The following is a 22,599-nucleotide window of genomic DNA, read 5'->3' as shown; positions in this document are numbered from 1 at the left end:
ATCCGTTATAACACTAAGGGCCACGGGATAATATTCACACCTACCGGAAAAGGTGAAGAGCCGGTAACATCATCGACACGAGCAATCGCAACAACAATACCCACAAACTCAACATGGCCTTAACAACACATCGTACCACCAGTCCTCCCTCCTCCAAGGAGGAGTGTCAGGAACTGTGAGCCACATTGTCTTAACCCATTTAATATAGATAAAAGCCAGCTTAGATAGCTGGCTTTATGTTGGCTGCGTCACGAATGTCCCCATCAAGCAGATAACAGGTGCCGTTTTTTGATCTCTTTATCAGAGTAATTAATCAGGTGAGCAGGTGTGGCAGCGCAGGCGATCTTAAAGACAAAATTTCTTCGTTTCTCATGATATTGCGAGCCTTCCCCCCAGAAGCACTCCTCCATTCTAGCCAGCTCCTCCTGACGATAACTTGCTAACGGCTTAAGGGCTTCATCGAGATCCCGCATTTGGCACTTGTTAGCGAGCAGTTGCTCAAACTGATGCTCCGCTGCAAGCTCCTCAACATGCCTCTGCAACTCAAACCGATAGGCGGTCGGCTCCTCAGGAAAGACAGTGTCGATGAAGCCTATATTGGCAGCCGCCTGTGCTCCCAGAGGTAGACAGGATTCGGTTAACTCCAGCGCCTTCTCCAAACCAACTCTTTTCGGTAGGGTATAGGTCCAATATTCGGAACCATATAACCCCATAGACCTATAGTGAGGATTGAGCACCACACCGTCCCGGGCAAAAACATAGTCACAAGCTAAGGGCATCATAGCCCCTCCTGCCCCGGCATTATTTCTCAGTGCGGCAACGGTGAGCTTACTGCGCGTTTCCACAATGGCTTTAATGAGATCGTCTATGGCATTAATGTTTGTCCAGGATGACCCGGCTTGATCTTCATCCGCCTCAATATGGTTGAGGTGGATACCGTTAGAGAAGAAGTCCTCGCCGCCCATGAGCACTAATACTCTGGTATCCCGCTCAAGTGCTTCGTTATAGGCCTGGAGTAAGCGATAGCACTGCTCACTGCCCATGGCGCCGTTGTGAAAATTGAAGTACAGATAGCCGACCCTGTTTGACTCGCTATATGTGATCTCGGAGAAGGTATCGGAGTCATTATCGGCCAGAAGCGGCAAATCCAGCTCTGGTACCTCCTCGACAGCCCCAGCCAATACCCAGGCAGCCGGTAATTTTATAAAATGCTCCGACACGGTTCTTTTCTGTTTTAGATGGCTGATCCACACGGCGCCATCGATAGTGGAAACACAGATAGCCCCATGGCGTTGACCTATGATCTGCTTGGGCCTGCTCCCTCTGAGTGTCCCTTCACTATGAGCACCATAGAGATACACTTCCAGACCACAGAACTCATCGAGAACACCGGGAAAGCTGTCTGCGGCGCGGATCTTATCCAAAATGGTTTGACTGTTATCTCTTTGCCAATCTATCGCTCTCATGGGCTGCCTAAGCAGTGGCCGCAACTCTCCTCTCACATCGGCTCGGGAGTAATCCAGGGGCTCGGGAGTAAAACCTGTGTTGAGCCAGCGCACCTCACCGTCTATCGTCTGTGGCGAAAACTGATCGAGTATCTCACTAACCAGGTGTGCCGCCATCTTAGTCACCTCCTGCCTATAGATACTCGCTTTAGAGGCCGGGCGCATCGGAAAGTTACCCGTTGACCAGATATCGCCGGCATCCATCTCGCTGTCGGCCTGTAACGCAGTCACCCCCCACTCACTCTCTCGATTTATGATGGCCCAATCCAGAGATGAGGGACCGCGATCGCCGGTGATCCCCGGGTGAATAATGATACACAGGTGCTTGTTCCAGATATCATCTGCGATCCTCTGTTTAAGAAACGGGCAAAGAATGAGGTCCGGGCGAAATTCATTGACGGCATGGCGAACTTCATCATCGCATGTGCCAAAAACCACACTCACAGAGTGCTCCTGAAACTTCAACTGCTCGAAGATACGCTGGGTTAATCCATTAAATGCAGTTACCAATAATAAGACACGCATGGGGTCTCCGAATAAAAGTTATGGGACTTAAAGAGAGAAAAAACTTTCGGCTTTAAAGAGTTAAAGGCGCTTCCATAACAATTTGTAGAACAGGTCCGATACCGGTTTTTAACTCATGAATCGCATAGTTAGCGCGCAATAAAAACGGAACCAATGGGTTCCGTTTTTACTGTTCAGCCTTAAGCCGTTTCAGGATTTGCCTTGAGCTGTAGCTGCTGAATAAGCTGCGCTAACTTCTCTATACTATGCCTGATGGGAGACGGCATAGTATCGAATTCGATGCCCAGAAGCAGGTTCTTAACCTCCAGCCCCAACTCAGTATCGCCTTCGATAGATAGTTTACGTTGAAAGAACAGGGTATCGGGATCCTCTTTACCGGCAGCCACCAGTAGCAGTTCTTTAGATTGACCGGTAAATGTCACCTCGGCTTTAGCAGGTTGACGGACCTGCCAACGCCCATCAAAACTGACCTCAAACTCGAGCCCCATATCTTCGACATGAATGGCGACCCAACTATCATGTAGAAAATCAAGCTCCTCATCAATGGCTTGCTGAGCGAGAAGTAATCCGAGCAAGCGCTCCAGAATCTCCGCCTTTATCCGAAAAGGCACCAGGGCCAATGGTCTGCGAACTAACTTAGGACCCAGCTCTAACAGCTGATTGGCTACATTGCCGGGAAATGGTGTTTGCATATCAATCTCGCTCCTCAACATAGGAAGTCATCGCTCTACCTACAACAGGAGAGTAAAAAAGAGAATAAGTTTACCCAAATTTTATGATCGCAAACATGTTTTATATCAAGTATTCGATGTCCATTCCCTTTTAAAATCCATTTTCTTATTTTGGGAGTATTTCGGAGCACGAATATGGAACTGCTGTGTCCAGCAGGTAACTTGGCATCACTGAAGACGGCGCTGAACGCCGGTGCAGATGCGGTCTACTTGGGCCTGAAGAATGATACTAACGCCAGATCATTCGCGGGACTGAACTTTACCCCTAAGAAGCTGCAAGAGGCGGCGCAATTTACCAAGAAGCAGGGGAAAAAGATCTTCCTCACCATCAACACCTTCCCCAAACCCGGCGAAGAGCAGCGGTGGTATGAAGCTGTAGATATTGCGGCCAATACCGGAGTCGACGCCCTGATTGTGGCCGACTTGTCACTGCTGGATTATGCTCATAGCCGCTACCCTCACCTGCCTCTTCACCTTTCGGTGCAGGCCAGTGCGACCAACCTGGGCGCATTGACCCTCTACAAAGAGGAGTTCAATATCGAACGCGCGGTTTTACCACGGGTACTTTCGATGAAACAGGTGAGAGATCTTGCCAAGGTCACGCCGGTCGATCTGGAAGTGTTTGCCTTTGGTAGCCTCTGCATCATGGCCGAGGGGCGCTGTCATCTTTCATCCTATGTCACTGGTCAGTCACCCAATACAGGTGGCTCTTGCTCTCCGGCAAAACATGTGCGTTGGCAGGAGGAGGGAGCAGACAGGTTAACTCGTCTCAATGAGGTGTTAATCGATAAATCCGGCATAGATGAACAGATGGGCTACCCGGTCGTCTGTAAGGGACGCTACATCACCGAAGATGACAGTGCACCAACACACCTGCTGGAGTCCCCGACCAGCCTCAACACCTTGAGCCTGTTGCCGGAACTGGCTAAGGCGAATGTTGTCTCGTTAAAAATTGAGGGCAGACAGCGTAGTCCCGCTTATGTGGAGCAGGTGACGAGAGTGTGGCGCAATGCAATCGATACCTATCTGAGAGATCCTCAGAATTACCAAACACAAGCCGAGTGGGACAGAGCCCTCTCGAAAGTATCCGAAGGACAAACCACCACGCTCGGTGCCTATGAACGTACCTGGCAGTGATCAAATCGGTGCTCGAACACAGGAATAATAAAATGAAAGCATCACTCGGCCCTCTGCTTTATTGCTGGCCTAAAGATAAGGTAATGGAATTTTACAGATCCGTTGCCGATAGTTCGATCCCATTGGTTTACCTGGGTGAAACCATATGCAGCCGCAGGCGGGAAGTTAAATTTTCAGACTATATGGAATTAGCCAATATATTGAGAGAGTCAGGTAAAGAGGTCGTCATCTCAACCTTGGCCCTGCTTGAAGCCCCCTCAGAATATAGTGAGTTGAAGCGCCAGGTCGATAATGGCGAATTTATCATCGAAGCCAATGATATGGGAGCAGTGCAGGCGGCAAAGGAGAGAGGGCTGCCGTTTGTCTGTGGGCCTACGGTCAATAACTACAACCTGGCCAGTTTGAAAAAACTGCATACCTGGGGCATGCAGCGGTTCGTGATGCCCGTGGAACTCTCTAAAAACTGGCTTAATACGGTGATTTCGGAAGAGAAACCGGCATTCGAGGTAGAGGTCTTCGGCCATGGTTACCTCCCTCTTGCGCTCTCTGCACGCTGCTTTACCGCCCGTCATCAAGGGCTGGCAAAGGATAAGTGTCAAACTATCTGCATATCTAATCCCAAGGGGCTCTTGGCCCAAACCCAGGAGTCTCAACCCCTGTTGAGGTTAAACGGAATACAGACACAGTCGGCTGCGAGTATCGACCTTTCGCCAGAGATAGATGTGATGAGAAAGATGGGAGTAGATTACTTTAGGGTCTCACCATCGGGTATGGGATGTATCAAAAAGGCTGAGCAACTATTTGAAAACCAAGATTCGCAAGCCGTGACAACAACTGCCGCTCACTGCAACGGCTATTGGCATCAGGAAGCCGGATTTACCAGGCTGGATTAAGATAGAGTCACTAAGGCGGCGCATAGCGTCGCTTTAGACCTGATCCACCTCATCTTGATGCCTCAGGCTCCGTACCATGCCTGCCCCCCACAACATAAACAGGGCAAGACTCAGCCACTCCAGCGTAGCCGGCCACCAAATATCGGGCCTGGGTAACTGCATCACCATCTCTTGGTAAAAGTGCTTATCCCCTGAAATTAAACCTAAATCCATGTGGGACAGTAACAGAAAAGCTAAAAAGCTGATGAAGGTTAGCAGCCCGGTGATCGCATTCCATAGAGAATAAAACACCCTCCCCTTCATCAACAGGTACACAAGGTAGAGGAGAGAGCTGACCGTACCAAAATAGAAAAAGTACTTAATGGCCATGGTATGCAGATGATACACATTCACAGGAAACAGTCCTGTTGCCGCCAGGGAGATGAAGGTAAAAACAAGGGAGAGAAACAGAGAGTAGAGCAACTTGCTGTCGATCAGTTGTATCGAGAAGAGGCAATATAAGATCAGGCTTAAACTGCCGAAGAATAGGCCACCATTGATCACCACCGCAAAAGTGGAGTGGCCATACTGACCAAGTTCACTCAGGGTATGGTTGAAGAAATTGAAATTATTCCCCTCGAAGTCCTGAAAACCTATGGCAGATAGAATGATGCCAATCAAAAGCCCGACAATTCCAAGCGCCCCGAACTTAAACGCAAGGCTGGTTAGCTTTTTACTCTTCTCTATCATATTCCCTTAGTTCACTAAAACAGTAGGCTAATAACATATATGGAAGCAGGTTTTATTAACGAGGTCTAGCTCAGATTTCTTACAACTCCCTTACGAGCCGCCTGATAAACCCGATCATTAGCTGACCAACCTACTTTAACACCGGCATAAAAAACAAATTTTCAGTCACAATGACTAGGAAACACAGATTTCTCAGATAACAGATAAAGTAAAACTCGTACGCAAAGTGATATCGACTTTTTTGCATTGAGTAAAAAATAATTATGGTACACCTAGCACGCAAAAACTCAACAAAACAGTGACATGAGTAGTATAATTGCAAAAAAAATAAAAACAATCTGCTTTAGATTAAGCTGTTCTGAACGGAGATACCCATGCCCTCAAATAGAGATAACCTATCCAATGAAGAGGTTAAACTTCTCAATGGAGACGAACTGATCTCCAATACCGACAAACATGGAGTGATAACCTACGCTAACCAGAAGTTCATTGAGATATCAGGTTATAGCGAAGCCGAACTCATCGGCCATAATCATAATCTGGTTCGGCACCCGGATATGCCTCGGGCCGCCTTCGAAGAGCTATGGAGTAAGCTCAAGTCAGGACAGTCCTGGCGTGGCGTGGTTAAAAACCGCTGTAAGGATGGACGTTTCTATTGGGTCGATGCCTTTGTCTCGCCCCTGTTCGAAAATGGTAAGATTATCGGCTATCAATCGGTTCGCATTGCGGCCAATCCAAGCCTTATTCGACAAGCCGAGCGGCTATATAGACGTTTAAAAGATGGGAAAAATATTGATACCGCCCTGAGTTTAAACCAGAAACGACTGTTATCGGCGCTCTGCACAACCAGCGGCCTGCTTATCGCCGGCGCGCTCTGGGGCTGGGGAGTTATCGCAGCCGGTGCTGTACTGATGGCGATCAACCTCGCCATCTTCTATGACGAGGCATTTCGTGTACCGGCTAACTTGATGAAGATGAAGCGGGATTACGACTCAGTCAGCCGCTTTATCTATTGTGGTAATGACACCTCTTCACTGCTGGGCTTTCAGATGATGATGCAAAAAGCCAAGCTACAGGGGGTTTTGGGGCGCGCGCAAGATAATGCCGATCATATCGATCAGATTGCAGATAGACTTGTGATAGCTGCAAAGCAAACCCACTCAGGCTTGAGCCAGGAAAGTGTCCAGGTCAAGCAGATGGCAGATGCCATGGAACAGATGACCTCAAATCTGGGAGAAGTGGCAAATAACACCCTCTCCACATCACATAGCATAGAAGATACCTACGGACTCTGTCTCGATAGCCATACCATGATGCAGACAAACACCGACAATATTGGCAAGCTGACTCAAACCGTCACCGATGCTGCAGCTAATGCCCATCAGCTAAACGAGGAGGCTAAACGGGTCGCGAGTCAGATGTCAGAGATTAACGCCATCGCCGAACAGACAAACTTATTGGCACTCAATGCGGCCATAGAAGCTGCAAGGGCCGGGGAACAGGGTCGCGGATTTGCCGTTGTCGCCGATGAGGTGAGAGCCCTTTCAAATAGAACTCAGCAGTCAACCAGTAGTATCTCCACCAGTATCGATATGATGTTCACCATGATAAGTCACTGGACTTCACAGATGGACAGCTGCCGGGAACAGGCTAGAAACTGCGCCTCTGACACCGAACATTCGGCGATAAAAGTCGACGCCATATACCAGGCCATAGGTACCATTCATTCACTGGCAAAGCAAAATTCAATCGCAGCCGATCAGCAAAAGAAGGTGATCGATGAGGTAAATATCAATATCGACGCCATTAGCCAGGCAAGCAGTGACAACTTACAAGCCGTTCATAGCGTAGAGGCCTCGGTGGTAAATTTAAAAATAAATGCCGATAAAGCTAAGAGCATGAGAGACACCTTCGGCTAATTTAATCACGGCATGAAGCCTATTCATGCCGTTTTACCTCATCAAAAGAAAATAGTACAACGGGTCACACTGAAAAAAACATTTGCATCCACATGTTTTAACAAGTTTTTTACACAAAAGTAGCTAGTACATCATCCTGTCATTGAGTTACAATATAAATAATCAAAAAGATGCAATAACTATTCTCCGGCGATGATCAAACTAACACCGTCACAGAAAGGATTTACATACTCTAATTATGGGAGTAATCTTGCCCCCCTTAATTTGAATGGCTATTCAGAGAAACGCTGAAGCTGAATAGCATGTAAACTTGTTGCAATTGTGCTAAATCGACATTTTAGAGTAAAAAAAGTGGCTGAAAAACAACCCCATAACATAAAGACGATACTGACATTTATTATTCCGTCATTGATAGGGCTTTTACTATTTATGACGCCCATCAGCTATCAGGATGCGATAACCATTCCTATCGCTATCGTTTCTAAAGGTCTGCAAGCTTTCCTTGGTGATGCATTGACCGCAATTGTGACCGGCGTGGTCGTTTTCACCGCTCTTGCCTCTGTCATCACTAAATTGGTGAAACCGACGGTTATCAAGAACAATCTCTTCTTAAACTCACTGCTTAATGTCTCACCTATGTGGTTATTAACCCGCGTGTTGGGTGCAGTGTTTATCTTGCTGACATTTTCAGATATTGGCCCCGAAGCCATTCGCTCAGGAGATACAGGAGCCCTGGTGTTAAACGACCTTCTGCCCGTACTGTTCTGTGTATTTATCTTCGCCGGAATGTTGTTACCTCTGCTACTCAACTTTGGCCTGTTAGAACTTTTCGGTACCATGCTAACCAAGATCATGAGACCCGTATTCAACCTGCCGGGCCGCAGTGCTATCGACTGTATGGCTTCCTGGCTTGGTGACGGTAGTGTAGGGATCTTGATGACCAGCAAACAATATGAGTCACGCTTCTACACACAGAGAGAAGCCGCAGTGATTGGCACCACCTTTTCGGCCGTTTCGATCACCTTCTCTCTGGTCGTTATCTCACAGGTAAGGCTTGAGCACCTGTTTGTGCCTTTCTACTTAACCGTATGTCTTGCAGGTATTATGGCTGCCATCATTGTGCCTAAGCTGCCTCCGCTTTGCTGGAAAAAGGACAAATATATTGACGACACACCAAGACACGCCGATGACGAGGTGATCCCGGCCGGCCATGGTGTTTTTTCCTGGGGCTTAGATCAGGCACTCAATAAGGCATCGAAAGCCGGTGGAATCAAGCACACGCTGATCGACGGCCTTAAAAATGTCATCGATATGGTGTTCGGTGTCATACCTGTGGTCATGGCAATAGGTACTGTGGCACTGATCATCGCAGAGTACACGCCAATATTCGATTATCTGGGCATGCCTTTCATCCCGCTACTCGAGCTGTTGCAGGTTCCCGAGGCGACCGAAGCCTCTAAAACCATAGTTGTTGGCTTTGCCGATATGTTCATACCTTCAATCCTGGCAAGTTCAATTGAGTCAGACATGACACGTTTTATCATTGCAGCCATGTCGGTCACTCAGCTTATCTATATGAGTGAGGTCGGCGCACTGCTCCTTGGCAGTAAAATTCCGGTCAATATCTTCGAGCTTTTCGTGGTATTCATCTTAAGAACCTTAGTCACTCTGCCTGTCATCGCAGGTGTTGCTCACATCGTTTTCTAGATTGAACACAGCAAAAAAAAGAGTGGCACTGCCACTCTTTTTTTTACTCATACCAATCGGTATAAAGGTGTGGTCACTCAGCGAGAGTTTAGCGCTTGTGAGGCAAGGCCTTTTATTGCTCCTGCATAAAGGGCATTCACAACATCCATGTTGCTCGCAACGAGTGAGAAACATAGTTATTCTACGTTTAAGCTCGTTAACGCCGTATCACAAGTGCTAAAACTTGCCTTTCAGGAGTGTTTTTGGCCACCTACTTCTGTGTTGAATGGGTTCAAAAGGGAGCACGATTCCCTCACTCATTCGCCTTGAGTTACGTAGCCCAAAATAACTCTGAGTTGAGCACTTTCTTATACCGATTGGTATAACTCCGCCTCGCACTTTTACGATTTACTTCTAAACTTAAAGACTTAACAGACACTAATATTCAGCGAAAAAACTCAGCCTGATGAGAGTCACTATCTTGATTTTGACTTGGCTACTGGGATGCTTCTCCCAAGCCTTGAGCAAACAGCCAGAGTTCGACTTCTATGAAGCCGAGCAGGGACTCTCTATGAATACCGTCAACGATGTCGTCACCGATAACGATGGTTTCCTCTGGATAGCCACTCAGGCTGGACTCAACCGTTTCGACGGTAAAAAATTCAAAGTTTTTGATGTCACCAATGATATGTTCGGGCCGACCGATAAACATATCACCCAGTTGTTTTATGGAAAAAAAAAGCAGCTATGGTTACTGACAAGAAGCGATGGAATCAACCGATACCACCCAAAGAGCGAAACCTTCAGCTCATATAATCACTCGAACAGCTCACTTCCCGACACAGAGTTTACCTCTCTGGCTCAAGACAGTAACGGCGACATATGGCTGACAACTAAAGATAGCGGGCTCATTCACTACTCTCCCACTGAAAACAGAGTTATCAACCAATTCTCCAAGAAGAGGCAACAAACGGGCCAGGGAGAGCAGCTTCTCAGCGATCGAATAAGCCTGCTCTTCGCCGATAAGTTTGACCGTCTGTGGCTGGCATCAGATAAGGGCCTGTCTATGATAAGCCCAGAACTGGTGTTCACCCACTTTCCAGATCTTAATACTGTCGTTGACGACCGGATCACCAGCTTAGAGAGCGGGCAGAGCAATACACTCTGGATAGGCACTAAAAACAGTGGCCTGTTTCTATTCGATATAGCCAGCGGTAACTACAAACATATCGAGTCGGCCACCGGACTCAAAGGCAACAGAATAACCAGCTTAAAGAAGGATAACTTCGGAAAGTTATGGATAGGGCTGCAGAAGAAAGGGTTAGCCAGATACTCTCCCCGTCACCGGAGTATCGAATTTTATTCCAGTGGTGCCAAAGATAAATATCAACTCAACAGCCCTTTAGTGACCGCCTTAACCCTCGACAGCGAACAACAACTCTGGATCGGCACAAAGGGAGGAGGCCTGAACAAGACCTTCCTTAACGCTGAGCAGTTTGGTCATATTCACCCACACAGCTTCTCCGATAAGCCTCTGGATAATGGCAACGTGAGGAGTATTTTCAGAGATCATCGTCAGCAGCTCTGGATTGGTACGGCCAAAGGGATATATCAGGCTGAAGAAGATGAAAACAGGCGGGTCACCGGCTTCAAACCGTTTGAAGTGCCGGGCTCTAAACTGTCCCAAAGCTTTATCAGCTTTATGCGAGAGGACCGCCAAGGTCAATTTTGGGTAGGAACCAGAGGAGAAGGTCTGTTTATCTTCACACCTGACAAACAGAGTTATATTCACTACAAATACAACGCGATAAACAGAAATGGCTTACCCAGCGACCACCTCTATAGTATCTATTTCGATCGGAATAACAGCGCCTGGATAACGACCCAAGATGCCGGTGTAGCAAAATATATCAGTGAAACCAGGGGGTTTGTACACTTTAAACATGATAAAGATGACACCGACTCCCTATCGAGCAACGAGATCACCAACGTCATTCAGGATAAAGAGGGAAATTACTGGTTCACCTCCTATGATGCAGGGCTCAGCCGGCTCTCGGCCGACGGTACATTCACACGTTTCAACAAAGATAATTTACCCGACTTTCCAGATAACCGCCTGATGTCTGTGATCGAGGGCGAAAATAACACCCTATGGCTGAGCTCAAGCAACGGAATATTCTCTTTCGACACTACAACTCATGACACCCGGGTTTTTAGTACCAGAGACGGACTCATCGGCAACCTTGCCTACCTGACCCTGATGGATAACCAACAAAACCTCTGGATAGGCACAGCATCTGGCCTGAGCATGTTCAACACCCAAGATTTCAGCATTAAAAACTACACCAGCATAGATGGACTTCAGGACAATGAGTATAACTTTGGCGCCGGTTTTATCGATAGCGATAGCCGCATCTATTTGGGCGGGATTAATGGCTTTAATCACTTCTTTAGCAGTCAACTTCCCGCCCTTCTTCCCCCGCGGATGCCGATAATTGAACATCTAGCAGTTCAGAATAAAGATCAATCGATAGCTCATGGGCAGACACGACGACCTGTCACCCAAGAGCAAAAACTCACCCTCTCCCATGAAGACGATATTTTCTCACTCACCTACCTGAGCCCCGAACTGCGCCGAGCCGACAGGCTGACCTATGAATACAAGATGATAGGTTTACACAACAGATGGCTTGCCGGCCATTCTGATCAGGTGGCCCGCTTTACCGGCCTCCCCTCAGGTTCATATATTTTTCAGTTACGCGCAAAAGATATCAATGGCTATTATAGCCCTGTAAGACAACTGAATATTGAAATTCTGCCTGCCCCCTGGCTCTCCTGGTGGGCCTATAGTCTATATATAACAGGCTTTGTCGCCATCTTTTCAGCCTTACTCTACGTTAAATCCAGAAAATATCGCCATCAAGATCGACTGCTCAAGAAGATTGCAAAGAGTGAACAGAGGCTTCAGTTGGCACTATGGGGAAGTGGCGATGAGTTTTGGGACTGGGATATCGAAAAGCGGGAGGTGATCCGCAGCAACACCTTCCTCAAATACCCGGATAGGGAAACCCATCTCAGTGACACAATGAAGCAGTGCATCCACCCGGACGATTATGATGGCGTAGCGGCTGAAATTGACCAGTGCATGAACAGAGGCCAGGAGAAGTTCCAATTAAGTTATCGTGCTAGACTCAATGATGGCAGCTGGTTGTGGGTGTTAAACAGGGGCCAGGTGATCGACAGAGATCAACTGGGACTGCCGACACGAATAACCGGAACAATAAAAAACATTCAGGCTCAAAAAGACAATGAAGCCAGCTTACAGGCACTCAATCAAGAACTGGAGACAAGAGTGCTGGAAAGAACCAGTGAGCTTCAGCAGAAAAACGATAAGCTAAAAGAGACTCTTGAACAGCTAAAACAGACTCAGAGTGAACTGCTGGATAAAGAGAAGATGGCCACACTCGGTGGTCTGGTTGCAAGCATTACCCATGAAGTCAATACGCCGATAGGTATCAGCGTCACCGCTTCATCCCACCTCCAGGACAGCGTAATGCTATTTAATAAACATTATGCCGATGGTGAAGTATCCCATGAAGACTTTGAGCAGTACCAAAACGAGGTCTACGACTGCTCGAAGTTAATACTGACTAACCTGGAGCGGGCATCGAGACTGATAAAGAGTTTCAAGCAGGTATCGGTCGACCAATCCCATGAAGAGGTACGGGAGTTCAATCTTAAGACCTACCTGGATGAGATATTTCTCTCCCTCAACCCTATGCTTTCCCGAACCATCCATGATTACAGATACTCCTGTCCGGACAACCTACTCATCAGGAGTAACCCCGGCTCCTTCTATCAAATCGTGAGTAATCTATTCAATAACTCCGTCATTCACGCGTTTCCCGACGGACGCCCGGGTCACTTAACGCTGGATATTACTGAGACCGAACATCAAATTGTTATTCTCTATGAAGATGATGGCACCGGTATCCCCGAAGAGGTTCAGGATAAAATATTCGCCCCCTTCTTCACCACTAAACGGGGAAAAGGCGGCAGTGGTTTAGGGATGAACATAGTCTATAACTTAGTGACTCAGGAGTTAGGCGGTGAGATAAGCTTACAGTCACAGAAAGGGAAAGGCTGTAAATTTACCATCTCTCTTCCAAAAAGTATTTTGGTTAATCCAAAATAATTCTCTTTTCAACCCCTCTCGATTGCTGCTATAAATATATACAGATTTATCCTTTTGGTATTAATCGTTTATGGCAACTGGGAGCCTGATATGAGTAAAAAAGTATCGGAAATAATGAGCACCAGAGTCGTCACAATAGATATGGATGACAGGCTCTTGGTCGCCCAGGAGATCTTTGAAAACGCCCCTTTTCACCATCTGTTGGTTATCGAAGATGATGAACTACAGGGGGTTCTCTCTGAGCGAGACTACCTGAGAGCGCTGAGCCCCCATATCGGCAATATCAATGAAACTGAGCGTGATAGTGAAACCCTGCAACGCAGAGCCCATCAGGTGATGTCGAGGAACCCTATCACTATCGCGCCCCACAAATCGCTTAAGGAAGCCTGCCGACTGATGCTTGAGTACGACATTGGTTCTCTGCCTGTGCTGAAGCGCAATAAGATAGTGGGGATCATCACCTGGAAAGATCTGTTAAGGGCCTTTTCACATTAGCTTCAGTGTCAGGCCCAGTTCGCCTCTGGCGCTAGATTGCCCAGCCACCCATATAGAAGACGACAAGCCCTAAGGTTATCGCTACCACACCGGGCTTCAGTGCACGCCACTCACCACTGCTGATACGGCCGATGACTAATGTCACGAACCCCAGCATGATACCGGTAACGATATTACAGCTTAAGATGATGAAGACCGCACAGGTCAATCCAGCCATCGCATCTACCTTGTCATTGAAGTCCAGTTTAGTGACATTGCTGAGCATCAATAACCCCACATACATCAGAGCGGGCGCTGTCGCATAGGCAGGGACCAGATAACTCAAAGGAGCCAGAAACATCATCAGCAGGAACAAGATCCCGACGATTGTCGCGGTCAGACCCGTTTTACCACCGGCCGCCGTACCCGCCGCAGACTCGATATAGACAGCCGCAGGGGCCCCACCGACCGCGCCGGCTACAATACTGCTGACAGAATCTGATGTCAGTGCTTTACCGCCTCCGACAATATTATCTTTCTCATCCAGCAGCTCGGCTTGTCCGGCGACCGCACGTATAGTGCCGGTGGCATCGAATATGGCTGTCATCACCAGCGCCAGTACTATCGGCAGCACGACGGGGTTTAACGCCCCCATAATGTCCAGCTGACCGAAGAGCGACTGCTCTGACATCAGGTTCGGCCAGGCGAACAAGCCCTGATATTGTACCGATGGGTCAAATATTAAACCAAACACCGAAAGCGCAATGATCACGAGTAAGATGCCACCAGGAACCCCGCGTCGCTCCAGGCCGATTGTCGCAGCTAAGCCGACAACTGTCGCGATGACAGGCAGGCTATGAATATCGCCCAGCTTTACCGGTAATCCTGCATCATTGGCCACAATCAACTGCACACTGTTTGTGGCAATTAGCAGTAAAAACAAGCCAATACCTATGCCGGTACCGTGTGCAATCCCCTTAGGCAAGTTTGTCAGTACCCACTGACGAATGCCAGTAACACTCACAAAGGTGAACACGACCCCCATCAGGAAGATGGCACCTAAGGTGACAGGGATGGAGATCCCCTGGCCCAATACCATGCTGAATGCAGTAAACGCCGTGAGTGAAATAGCGCAGCCGATAGCCATAGGTAAGTTGGCCCATAACCCCATCAACAGAGAACCGAACGCGGCAATTAAACAGGTCGCTATAAACACGGCTCCGGCATCGAACCCTGCGGCGCCTAACATGTTCGGCACAACAATGACCGAATAAACCATGGCAAGAAACGTGGTCAAACCGGCAATCACTTCACACCTAATAGTGCTGCCACGTTGAGAGATGTTGAAGTATCTGTCTATCATCGAAGTCGGCGCAGAGCCGGAAACCGGTTGAATAGCAGATGGTTGAGCTGTAGATGGTGAAGCTGCAGAGAGTACTGCTGTAGGGGGTGTCTGTTCAGACTGCATAATATTATACCTTATTGATCTCTTAAATTTTGGAAGGCTATGGCAGGTGAGAGCCCCGCTAATCGCGGGTGAGAGATCCACTAATACTTTCTGTATTTTATAGTGACCTGCAAATTTTCATACAATCGCTTAATACAAGCATCGTCTTATCACGATCCCATCAGCAACACTTACTTTGACGCACAAGAGTGCTAACGGTATGAAACTATGCCAATAGTGACACCTCATACGAGATGAATTATCCACTGGCAACACAGCCTTTGTTGGCGGCGGATTCTACAGCAATAGCCCCTAAGCACAAAGTGAATGTAGGGCAAATTGTGATTTGTTCAAGCATTTAATTTACGGTGAGTTTTTTTAATCGGTAAATGTGATCAATAGTTTCGATAGCTGTTGCTCGTTAAGCCCGGTGATCACCATATTCGCCCTTAGTCCCATCTGAATGGTCGCCACATTAACCACTTCATCATCGAGCATAATAAGCATTTGATGACCAATATTCTCACGGGTGCTCTCAAACAACCTCTCGCCGCCTTCGGGAGTTAACTCCAGATAGATGCTGGTCGGGCTATGGAGCTCGGCAGCAGCAACATCGCCATTGCCTATGATAGCCGGCTGCTGCAACTGCAGGGATTGGCCCATGTAGTTCACCTGGGGTAATGTGCTATCTGCTTTTCCGGCGGATACCAGGTAAAAACTTAGCCTAACCTCATCAAGCTGTAGGTGGCTTCCGTCATCTCCCTCCCCTTGGTGACTGCTACACGCCACATTGAAAAGAGCAGAGAAAAATATAATAAACACAGAGGTATAACAAACTTTCATAAATGCCCCAAAAAAACCGAGATAAACAGAGAGGGGAGCAATATAACACCTCCAGCCCATGCACCCTACAACAGCCCTCGAAACCGGAATCCTCTCTTTCTCCCGTCCTGTTCATATTTTTTCATAATTTAGCTAAATCCATTCATTGCAGGCATTACAGCTATTCACAACCATAAACTATATTAGATATATCAGAGATAAGATCATCAAAGAGAGTCAGTTATGGCACATCAAGAAGCCTCAGAATCAGCAAAACAAGTGAAATCAAAAGAGCTAAAGGCTCTAAGTTTCATCATATTCCTGCTTTTCCCAATCCTCACCATCACAGGTATCAGTGCCTACGGATTCATTATCTGGATGATCCAGGCATTTGGTGGTGTCGTCGCCCATTAACTCTCCCTCACCCGGTCAGTAAAAATAATTCAAGATTTTAAAGGATGCTGTTATGAAGTGGTTTATCAATATTTGGCGCACACTCAACAAGCCTGCCAAATTCCTAACCTTAGGTACGGTCAGTCTATCTGCCTTCCTGATGGGGATCATCTTCTGGGGTGGTTTCAACACCGCACTCGAGATGACCAATACCGAAGAGTTCTGTATCAGCTGCCACAGTATGGAGAGCAAGCCATACCAGGAGCTGCAGGAGACGGTTCACTGGTCAAATCATTCGGGCGTTCGCGCGACCTGTCCCGATTGTCACGTACCACACAACTGGAGCCGCAAGATAGGCCGTAAAATCGAAGCGTCTCACGACATGTGGGGCTGGTTACTGCAAACGGTTAATACCAGCGAAAAGTTCGAAGCTAAACGTCTGGAGATGGCCAGCCGCGAATGGAAACGTTTCGATCGTGATAACTCGCTTGCCTGTAAAAACTGTCACAACTACGACTCGATGAAGTGGGACAGCATGTCCAAACTGGCTCAGAAGCAGATGAAACGAGCGGCGGAGCTGGATCAGAGCTGCATCGATTGTCACAAGGGTATCGCCCATAAACTACCGGATATGGGTACATCCCGTGCACCTGAACTGATCGCTCAGGTTGGTTCCGGCGAGAGTGCGCCTCAGGTTGAACAGACCTATTTCACCGCACTGACCAAGCCACTTTTCTACAACGATAAAACCGATGTAGAAGCGGGCACCCTTAACATCGCCACTAAGGTGAAAGTACTAGAGAGCAAAGGTAATCGCGTAAAGGTAGGCATCGATGGCTGGCGTAAGAAGATTGGTGCGGGTCGTGTGATCTATTATGACTTCGGACTCAACATACTGTCGGCGCAGCTGACCAAAGATGCGGCTCTTGAAGAGGGCGTCATTGAAACCTTCGAAGAGAAGGAAGATCCGATGACAGGACTAAAATGGCAACGTGTTGAGGCGCAGATCTGGACTGACAAAGACTATCTGGTCACCGACCTGCAACCACTTTGGGATTATGCACGTGACACATACACCACCAGCTGCAGCGTGTGCCATACACAACCCGATGAAGCACACTTCGATGCCAACACCTGGCCGGGAATGTTCCAGGGCATGATAGCCTTCGTCAACATGGACCAGGATACCCAGGCGCTGGTACAGAAATACCTGCAAGAGCATTCATCGACGTTTGATAAGTCAGCGCACTAATAAGTAAAGGACACGAATAATGAACAGAAGAGACTTTTTAAAAGGCTTAGTATCAACATCTTATGTTGTCCTAAGCGGAGCCTCAGTACTCGCTCCACTCAATGCCTTAGCCGCGTCTGGCGCCAAGTCAAAAGATGGCTGGTTAACGACAGGTTCGCACTTCGGTGCGTTCAAGATGAAGCGTAAAAACGGCGTAATTGATCAGGTAAAACCCTTCGATCTTGATAAGTATCCGACAGATATGATCAATGGTATTAAGGGCTTGGTCTATAATCCATCCCGTGTTCGCTACCCTATGGTGCGTTTAGACTTCCTGCTTAAGGGGCACAAGAGCGACACTACACAGCGTGGTGATTTTCGCTTCGTACGTGTGACCTGGGACAAGGCTCTCAACCTGCTCAAAGACTCACTCGATGAGGTGCAGACTAAGTATGGCCCATCGGGACTGCACGCGGGACAAACCGGCTGGCGTGCCACCGGTCAGCTGCACTCCAGCACCAGCCATATGCAGCGTGCCATCGGCATGCACGGCAACTTCGTCAAGAAGGTGGGCGACTACTCAACGGGTGCGGGACAAACTATCCTGCCCTACATCTTAGGCTCTACTGAGGTCTACGCTCAAGGCACTTCCTGGCCACTGATCCTGGAGGAGTCGGATACCATTATTCTATGGTCAAACGACCCATACAAGAACCTACAGGTGGGCTGGAACGCCGAGACCCACGAATCATTTGCCTACCTTGCTCAACTGAAAGAGAAAGTTAAACAGGGCAAGATCCGCGTGATCAGCATAGATCCCGTCGTCACCAAGACACAGAAATATCTGGGCTGTGAGCAACTCTATGTCAACCCGCAAACCGACGTTGCATTGATGCTGGGTATTGCCCATGAGATGGTGACCAAGAAGCTGCACGATGAGAAGTTCATCGAAGGCTACAGCCTGGGCTTCGACCGGTTCCTTCCTTACCTCATGGGTGAGAGTGACGGCGTCGCTAAGACACCAGAATGGGCAAGCGAAATAACCGGCGTTTCGGCAGAGATCATTCGAGATCTGGCCAAGGTGATGACCAAGGGCCGCACTCAGATGATGATGGGCTGGTGTATTCAGCGCCAGCAACATGGCGAACAACCCTATTGGATGGCGGCCGTACTGGCAACCATGATAGGTCAGATCGGCCTGCCTGGCGGCGGCATCAGTTATGGTCACCACTACTCAAGCATCGGCGTTCCTTCATCCGGCGCCGCCGCACCGGGAGCCTTCCCGCGTAACCTGGATGAAGATCAGAAGCCGCTGTTCGATAGCAATGACTTTAAAGGCGCAAGCAGCACCATTCCTGTTGCCCGCTGGATCGATGCCATCATGGAGCCGGGAAAGACGATCGATGCCAATGGCTCAAAAGTGACCTATCCCGATATCAAGATGATGGTGTTCTCGGGTAACAACCCATGGAACCACCATCAAGACAGAAACAAGATGAAGCAAGCCTTCCAGAAACTGGAATGCGTCGTCACCATCGACATGAACTGGACCGCGACCTGTCGTTTCTCGGATATCGTGCTGCCGGCCTGTACCACTTTCGAACGCAACGATATCGACATCTATGGCAGTTACGCCAATCGCGGTATTCTCGCCATGCAGAAGATGGTCGAACCGCTGTTTGAGAGTCTCTCCGACTTCGAAATATTTACCCGCTTCGCCGCCATCATGGGTAAGGAGAAAGAGTACACCCGTGGCATGTCGGAAAAAGATTGGCTGATTAAGCTCTACAACGACTGTAAGGCAGCCAATGCCGGTAAGTTTGAGATGCCTGATTTCGAAACGTTCTGGAAAGAGGGTTATGTTCACTTCGGTGAAGGTGAGCCATGGACACGCCATTCGGCATTCAGGGACGATCCTGAGATCAATCCTCTCGGTACCCCTTCGGGGCTGATTGAGATCTTCAGCCGCAAGATCGCCCAGTTTGGGTATGATGACTGTCCTGGCCACCCAACCTGGATGGAAAAGCTGGAACGCAGCCACGGCGGCCCGGGATCTGAAAAATTCCCAGTCTGGATGCAGTCTTGTCATCCCGATAAGCGCCTGCACTCACAGATGTGTGAGTCTAAAGAGTATCGTGAAACCTATACCGTACAGGGCCGTGAGCCGGTATACCTGAGTCCCGTCGATGCGAAAAAACGTGGCATCAAGGATGGCGATATCGTCCGGGTATTTAATGACCGTGGTCAACTCCTTGCCGGCGCCGTTGTCAGCGACAGTTTCCCGCAGGGTATCATACGTATCCATGAGGGAGCCTGGTATGGCCCTGTCGGCGAAGATGGCAGCAAAGAGGGCGGCGCCCAAATTGGTGCCCTTTGTAGCTATGGCGATCCAAATACCCTGACTCAAGATATCGGTACCTCAAAACTGGCTCAGGCCTGTTCTGCCTATACCTGTCTGGTTGAATTTGAGAAGTATCAGGGTAAAGTACCCGAAGTAAGTTCTTTCAATGGACCAGTTGAGACACAAGTATGAATAGAGAGCCGGTAACGGACAGTGCTATAAATCAAGCGAGGGGGATGGTTTATCAACTGCTATCCTCCCTGTTTGCCAAAGAGGTCGATCATCAACTCCTGCATGAACTCACCAGCAAACAGGCTCAGGATTTCTGGGCACAGCTGGGCAGTGAACAGGCGTTTAAAAGCGATGTGGATATTCTGGTATCGGTACTCAATGAGCTGAAATCGGATAAAGCCCTGCTGGAACTTGCCGCCGATTACTGTGGTTTGTTTCTGGTCGGCACTAAGCACAGCGCCTCACCCTACGCCAGCCTCTACCTGCAAGAGGGAGAAGAAAACCGCGGTGATGAGCCGGCCCTGTTTGGGGAGCAGCACCAATTGATGCTGCAGTTCCTGAAACAGAGTCAGCTGCAGGTGCAGAGCAATTTTCCGGAGCCGGCCGATCACCTTGCCGTGATCCTGGCTTATGCTGCTCACCTGTGTAAAACAGCCGATGATGCAACGCAACTCGAATTTATCGAGTCATACCTCAATAATTGGCTGGGAAACTTCGCCGCTAAGGTAACGCAATGTGATAGCGGCCGGTTTTATAGTGCGCTCACCCGCCTGACACAGAGCTGGATACAGGCCGATGTGACAGGTCTGCAGGCAGAACAATAAACTGTAAGCTGTAAGCTGTAAGCTGTAAGCTGTAAGTTGTAAGTTGTAAGAAGAGAGTGTAGAAAGCGCCTGGGTCTCCCGGCGCTTTTTTATTTGAGGTCCCGCTCTCCCAAAATGAGATATCGGTATCCCCACACCAGCAGGTGCAACAGCAGAAGGCCTGTGAAGCTGACGCTGAAAAACAGCAAGGCGATAGACTCTACGACCAATGGCTGCTCATAATAGAAGATGTACCATAGCGGCCAACAGATCAAAGAGAGTATGGTGAGCTGCAACATACAGGTTTTACAACGACCTATCTTCTCTTTAAACACGGATGTGTAGCAAAAACGGCATCCCATCCCAACCTCAACATTTATCAAACCATCTCAATAATTCAGCCCCAGAGTCTGTTCTCGCTCCAGCTAGCGCCTCGCCCCCGGCTTCTTACCACCTGAGGCTCTTCGCTTGGCTCTCTGTCGCTGCGCCGCCTTACTGTTTTTTCTAGCAACAGGCGCAAGCTTAGTCAGATCAGGCTCAAACCCCGGCAGCCACTGCTGCGGCAGCCTCGCATCCAACAGCGCCTCAATCTCCTCGAGCAGCAGGGCATCGTCTTCGCAGTACAGGGTAATAGCCTGCCCGGCATTTCCCGCACGTCCGGTGCGACCAATCCGGTGAATATAATCTTCGGCGATAAAGGGTAGCTCATAATTAACCACAACCTTCAGCTCCTCAACATCGAGCCCTCGCGCCGCCACATCGGTGGCGACCAGAACCTGAATATCACCCAGTTTAAACTGCTGCAATACCTTTTCTCTTGCCGCCTGCGACAGGTCGCCATGAAAGGCTTGCGCCTTAATACCGGCCTCACTCATCTTAGCGGCTAATTGATCGGCACCGACTTTTTTACGGCAGAATATCAGTACTTGCTGCCACTGCTTTGATTTTGCCAGATGGCAGATAAGCTCACTCTTCCTGTCAGCATCGACGGCATAGACTAGCTGTTCGACCTTGGCGGCGACGGTATTGCGTTTATCCACCTCAATCAGTTCCGGCTCCCGCAGCAGGCGCTTACTCAGGGCAAAGACACTCGGCGCGAATGTGGCTGAAAACAGCAGGGTCTGCCTCTGCGCAGGCACCTTCCTTAAGATGGCATCTATCTCATCCTTAAAGCCCATATCTAACATACGGTCGGCCTCATCGAAAACCAGAAACGACAGCTGTTTCAAGGTCAGCGAGCCGCGTCTGAGATGATCCAGAAGTCGACCCGGCGTAGCCACCAGAATATCGACTCCGGCTTTAAGAGTATCGGCTTGAGCATCGATGCTCACGCCACCATAAACGATGGCGGTGTCCAACCCTGAGTCTTTGCCATACTTACCGAAACTCTGATAGACCTGCAGTGCCAACTCTCTGGTAGGAGTTAGTATCAATGCCTGAACAGGCTTGGGATGGACAGCATCACCGGCCTCAGAGCCTGTCATAAGGTTATCACTGAGCTTTTGTAAAATGGGCAGAGCAAATGCGGCGGTTTTCCCGGTTCCCGTTTGTGCACCGGCCATAATATCCTTTCCGGCCAAGATAACCGGAATGGCTTGAGCCTGTATCGGCGTAGGCGCCAAATAGCCCAACTCGGACAGGAGGGATATCAATTTTTGACTCAAAGCCATAGATGAAAAAGACATGAAACAGTACCACAGAAAAACGACATAAATAGTTGTCGGGCAGTTTAACAGAATTCCCGCTGCGGTGAGAA

General features: G+C 48.7%; 17 protein-coding genes. 10 read left to right on the top strand and 7 right to left on the bottom strand.

What is annotated here, in order from left to right:
* Positions 1–263 precede the first annotated feature (263 nt).
* Together Q1B47_RS00835 and Q1B47_RS00830 are read right to left on the bottom strand one after the other, a co-directional pair.
* Positions 264–2,030, bottom strand: coding sequence for a hydrogenase maturation protein (locus Q1B47_RS00835; RefSeq protein WP_299787127.1), 1,767 nt, complete (start codon positions 2,028–2,030; stop codon positions 264–266).
* 179 nt (positions 2,031–2,209) lie between these two features.
* Positions 2,210–2,722 (bottom strand): SCP2 sterol-binding domain-containing protein, encoded by a 513-nt coding sequence (locus Q1B47_RS00830; protein WP_299787124.1) that lies wholly within the window; start codon positions 2,720–2,722, stop codon positions 2,210–2,212.
* A 174-nt stretch (positions 2,723–2,896) separates the two neighbouring features.
* Here Q1B47_RS00830 and Q1B47_RS00825 point away from each other — a divergent pair, with 174 nt between their 5' ends.
* Together Q1B47_RS00825 and Q1B47_RS00820 are read left to right on the top strand one after the other, a co-directional pair.
* Entirely contained in the window at positions 2,897–3,898 is a 1,002-nt protein-coding gene (locus Q1B47_RS00825) for a peptidase U32 family protein (protein WP_299787121.1), read from the top strand.
* Between the two features lie 32 nt (positions 3,899–3,930).
* Entirely contained in the window at positions 3,931–4,791 is an 861-nt protein-coding gene (locus tag Q1B47_RS00820; RefSeq protein ID WP_299787119.1) for a U32 family peptidase, read from the top strand.
* 33 nt (positions 4,792–4,824) lie between these two features.
* Here the strand turns inward: Q1B47_RS00820 and Q1B47_RS00815 are convergent, their stop codons facing one another.
* Entirely contained in the window at positions 4,825–5,520 is a 696-nt protein-coding gene (locus Q1B47_RS00815) for a hypothetical protein (protein WP_299787116.1), read from the bottom strand.
* Positions 5,521–5,894: 374 nt separating this feature from the next.
* On the opposite strand from Q1B47_RS00815, the gene Q1B47_RS00810 reads away from it, so the two are divergent.
* The 4 genes from Q1B47_RS00810 (at position 5,895) to Q1B47_RS00795 (ending at position 13,815) form a co-directional block, all read left to right on the top strand.
* Complete coding sequence (locus Q1B47_RS00810; RefSeq protein ID WP_299787113.1) at positions 5,895–7,439, top strand: PAS domain-containing methyl-accepting chemotaxis protein; 1,545 nt, start codon at positions 5,895–5,897, stop codon at positions 7,437–7,439.
* 429 nt (positions 7,440–7,868) lie between these two features.
* On the top strand, positions 7,869–9,146 hold the full coding sequence (locus tag Q1B47_RS00805; RefSeq protein WP_299787110.1) for a YjiH family protein: 1,278 nt from the start codon (positions 7,869–7,871) through the stop codon (positions 9,144–9,146).
* Between the two features lie 460 nt (positions 9,147–9,606).
* Positions 9,607–13,320 carry a two-component regulator propeller domain-containing protein gene (locus tag Q1B47_RS00800; RefSeq protein ID WP_299787107.1) on the top strand — a complete coding sequence of 1,238 codons (3,714 nt, stop codon included), beginning with the start codon at positions 9,607–9,609 and terminating at the stop codon, positions 13,318–13,320.
* A 90-nt stretch (positions 13,321–13,410) separates the two neighbouring features.
* Positions 13,411–13,815, top strand: coding sequence for a CBS domain-containing protein (locus Q1B47_RS00795; protein ID WP_299787104.1), 405 nt, complete (start codon positions 13,411–13,413; stop codon positions 13,813–13,815).
* A 31-nt stretch (positions 13,816–13,846) separates the two neighbouring features.
* On the opposite strand, the gene Q1B47_RS00790 is transcribed toward Q1B47_RS00795, so the two are convergent.
* Positions 13,847–15,157, bottom strand: coding sequence for an NCS2 family permease (locus tag Q1B47_RS00790; RefSeq protein WP_299788766.1), 1,311 nt, complete (start codon positions 15,155–15,157; stop codon positions 13,847–13,849).
* A gap of 462 nt (positions 15,158–15,619) precedes the next feature.
* A complete protein-coding gene (locus Q1B47_RS00785; protein ID WP_299787101.1) occupies positions 15,620–16,084 on the bottom strand; it encodes a hypothetical protein in 465 nt (154 codons plus the stop codon).
* A 222-nt stretch (positions 16,085–16,306) separates the two neighbouring features.
* Between Q1B47_RS00785 and torE the strand changes: the two genes are divergently transcribed.
* Genes torE through torD form a run of 4 tightly spaced genes read left to right on the top strand, consistent with a single transcriptional unit; the run spans position 16,307 to position 20,864 of the window.
* Positions 16,307–16,477: a trimethylamine N-oxide reductase system protein TorE gene (gene torE, locus Q1B47_RS00780; RefSeq protein WP_299787099.1), complete on the top strand. Its 171-nt coding sequence runs from the start codon at positions 16,307–16,309 to the stop codon at positions 16,475–16,477.
* A 52-nt stretch (positions 16,478–16,529) separates the two neighbouring features.
* Entirely contained in the window at positions 16,530–17,708 is a 1,179-nt protein-coding gene (gene torC / locus Q1B47_RS00775) for a pentaheme c-type cytochrome TorC (protein WP_299787096.1), read from the top strand.
* A gap of 19 nt (positions 17,709–17,727) precedes the next feature.
* Positions 17,728–20,220 carry a trimethylamine-N-oxide reductase TorA gene (gene torA / locus Q1B47_RS00770; RefSeq protein WP_299787093.1) on the top strand — a complete coding sequence of 831 codons (2,493 nt, stop codon included), beginning with the start codon at positions 17,728–17,730 and terminating at the stop codon, positions 20,218–20,220.
* Positions 20,217–20,864 carry a molecular chaperone TorD gene (gene torD / locus Q1B47_RS00765; protein WP_299787090.1) on the top strand — a complete coding sequence of 216 codons (648 nt, stop codon included), beginning with the start codon at positions 20,217–20,219 and terminating at the stop codon, positions 20,862–20,864. The genes torA and torD overlap by 4 nt, the downstream gene beginning before the upstream one ends.
* An 89-nt stretch (positions 20,865–20,953) precedes the next feature.
* On the opposite strand, the gene Q1B47_RS00760 is transcribed toward torD, so the two are convergent.
* Positions 20,954–21,205 (bottom strand): DUF3624 domain-containing protein, encoded by a 252-nt coding sequence (locus Q1B47_RS00760; RefSeq protein ID WP_299787086.1) that lies wholly within the window; start codon positions 21,203–21,205, stop codon positions 20,954–20,956.
* Between the two features lie 63 nt (positions 21,206–21,268).
* Positions 21,269–22,528: a DEAD/DEAH box helicase gene (locus Q1B47_RS00755; RefSeq protein ID WP_299787083.1), complete on the bottom strand. Its 1,260-nt coding sequence runs from the start codon at positions 22,526–22,528 to the stop codon at positions 21,269–21,271.
* Between the last annotated feature and the right edge of the window lie 71 nt (positions 22,529–22,599).

Source organism: uncultured Shewanella sp. (assembly GCF_947501225.1).
Lineage (GTDB): Bacteria > Pseudomonadota > Gammaproteobacteria > Enterobacterales > Shewanellaceae > Shewanella.
Note: the sequence above shows the minus strand (reverse complement) of the source record. Positions and strands in the feature narration are given on the sequence as shown.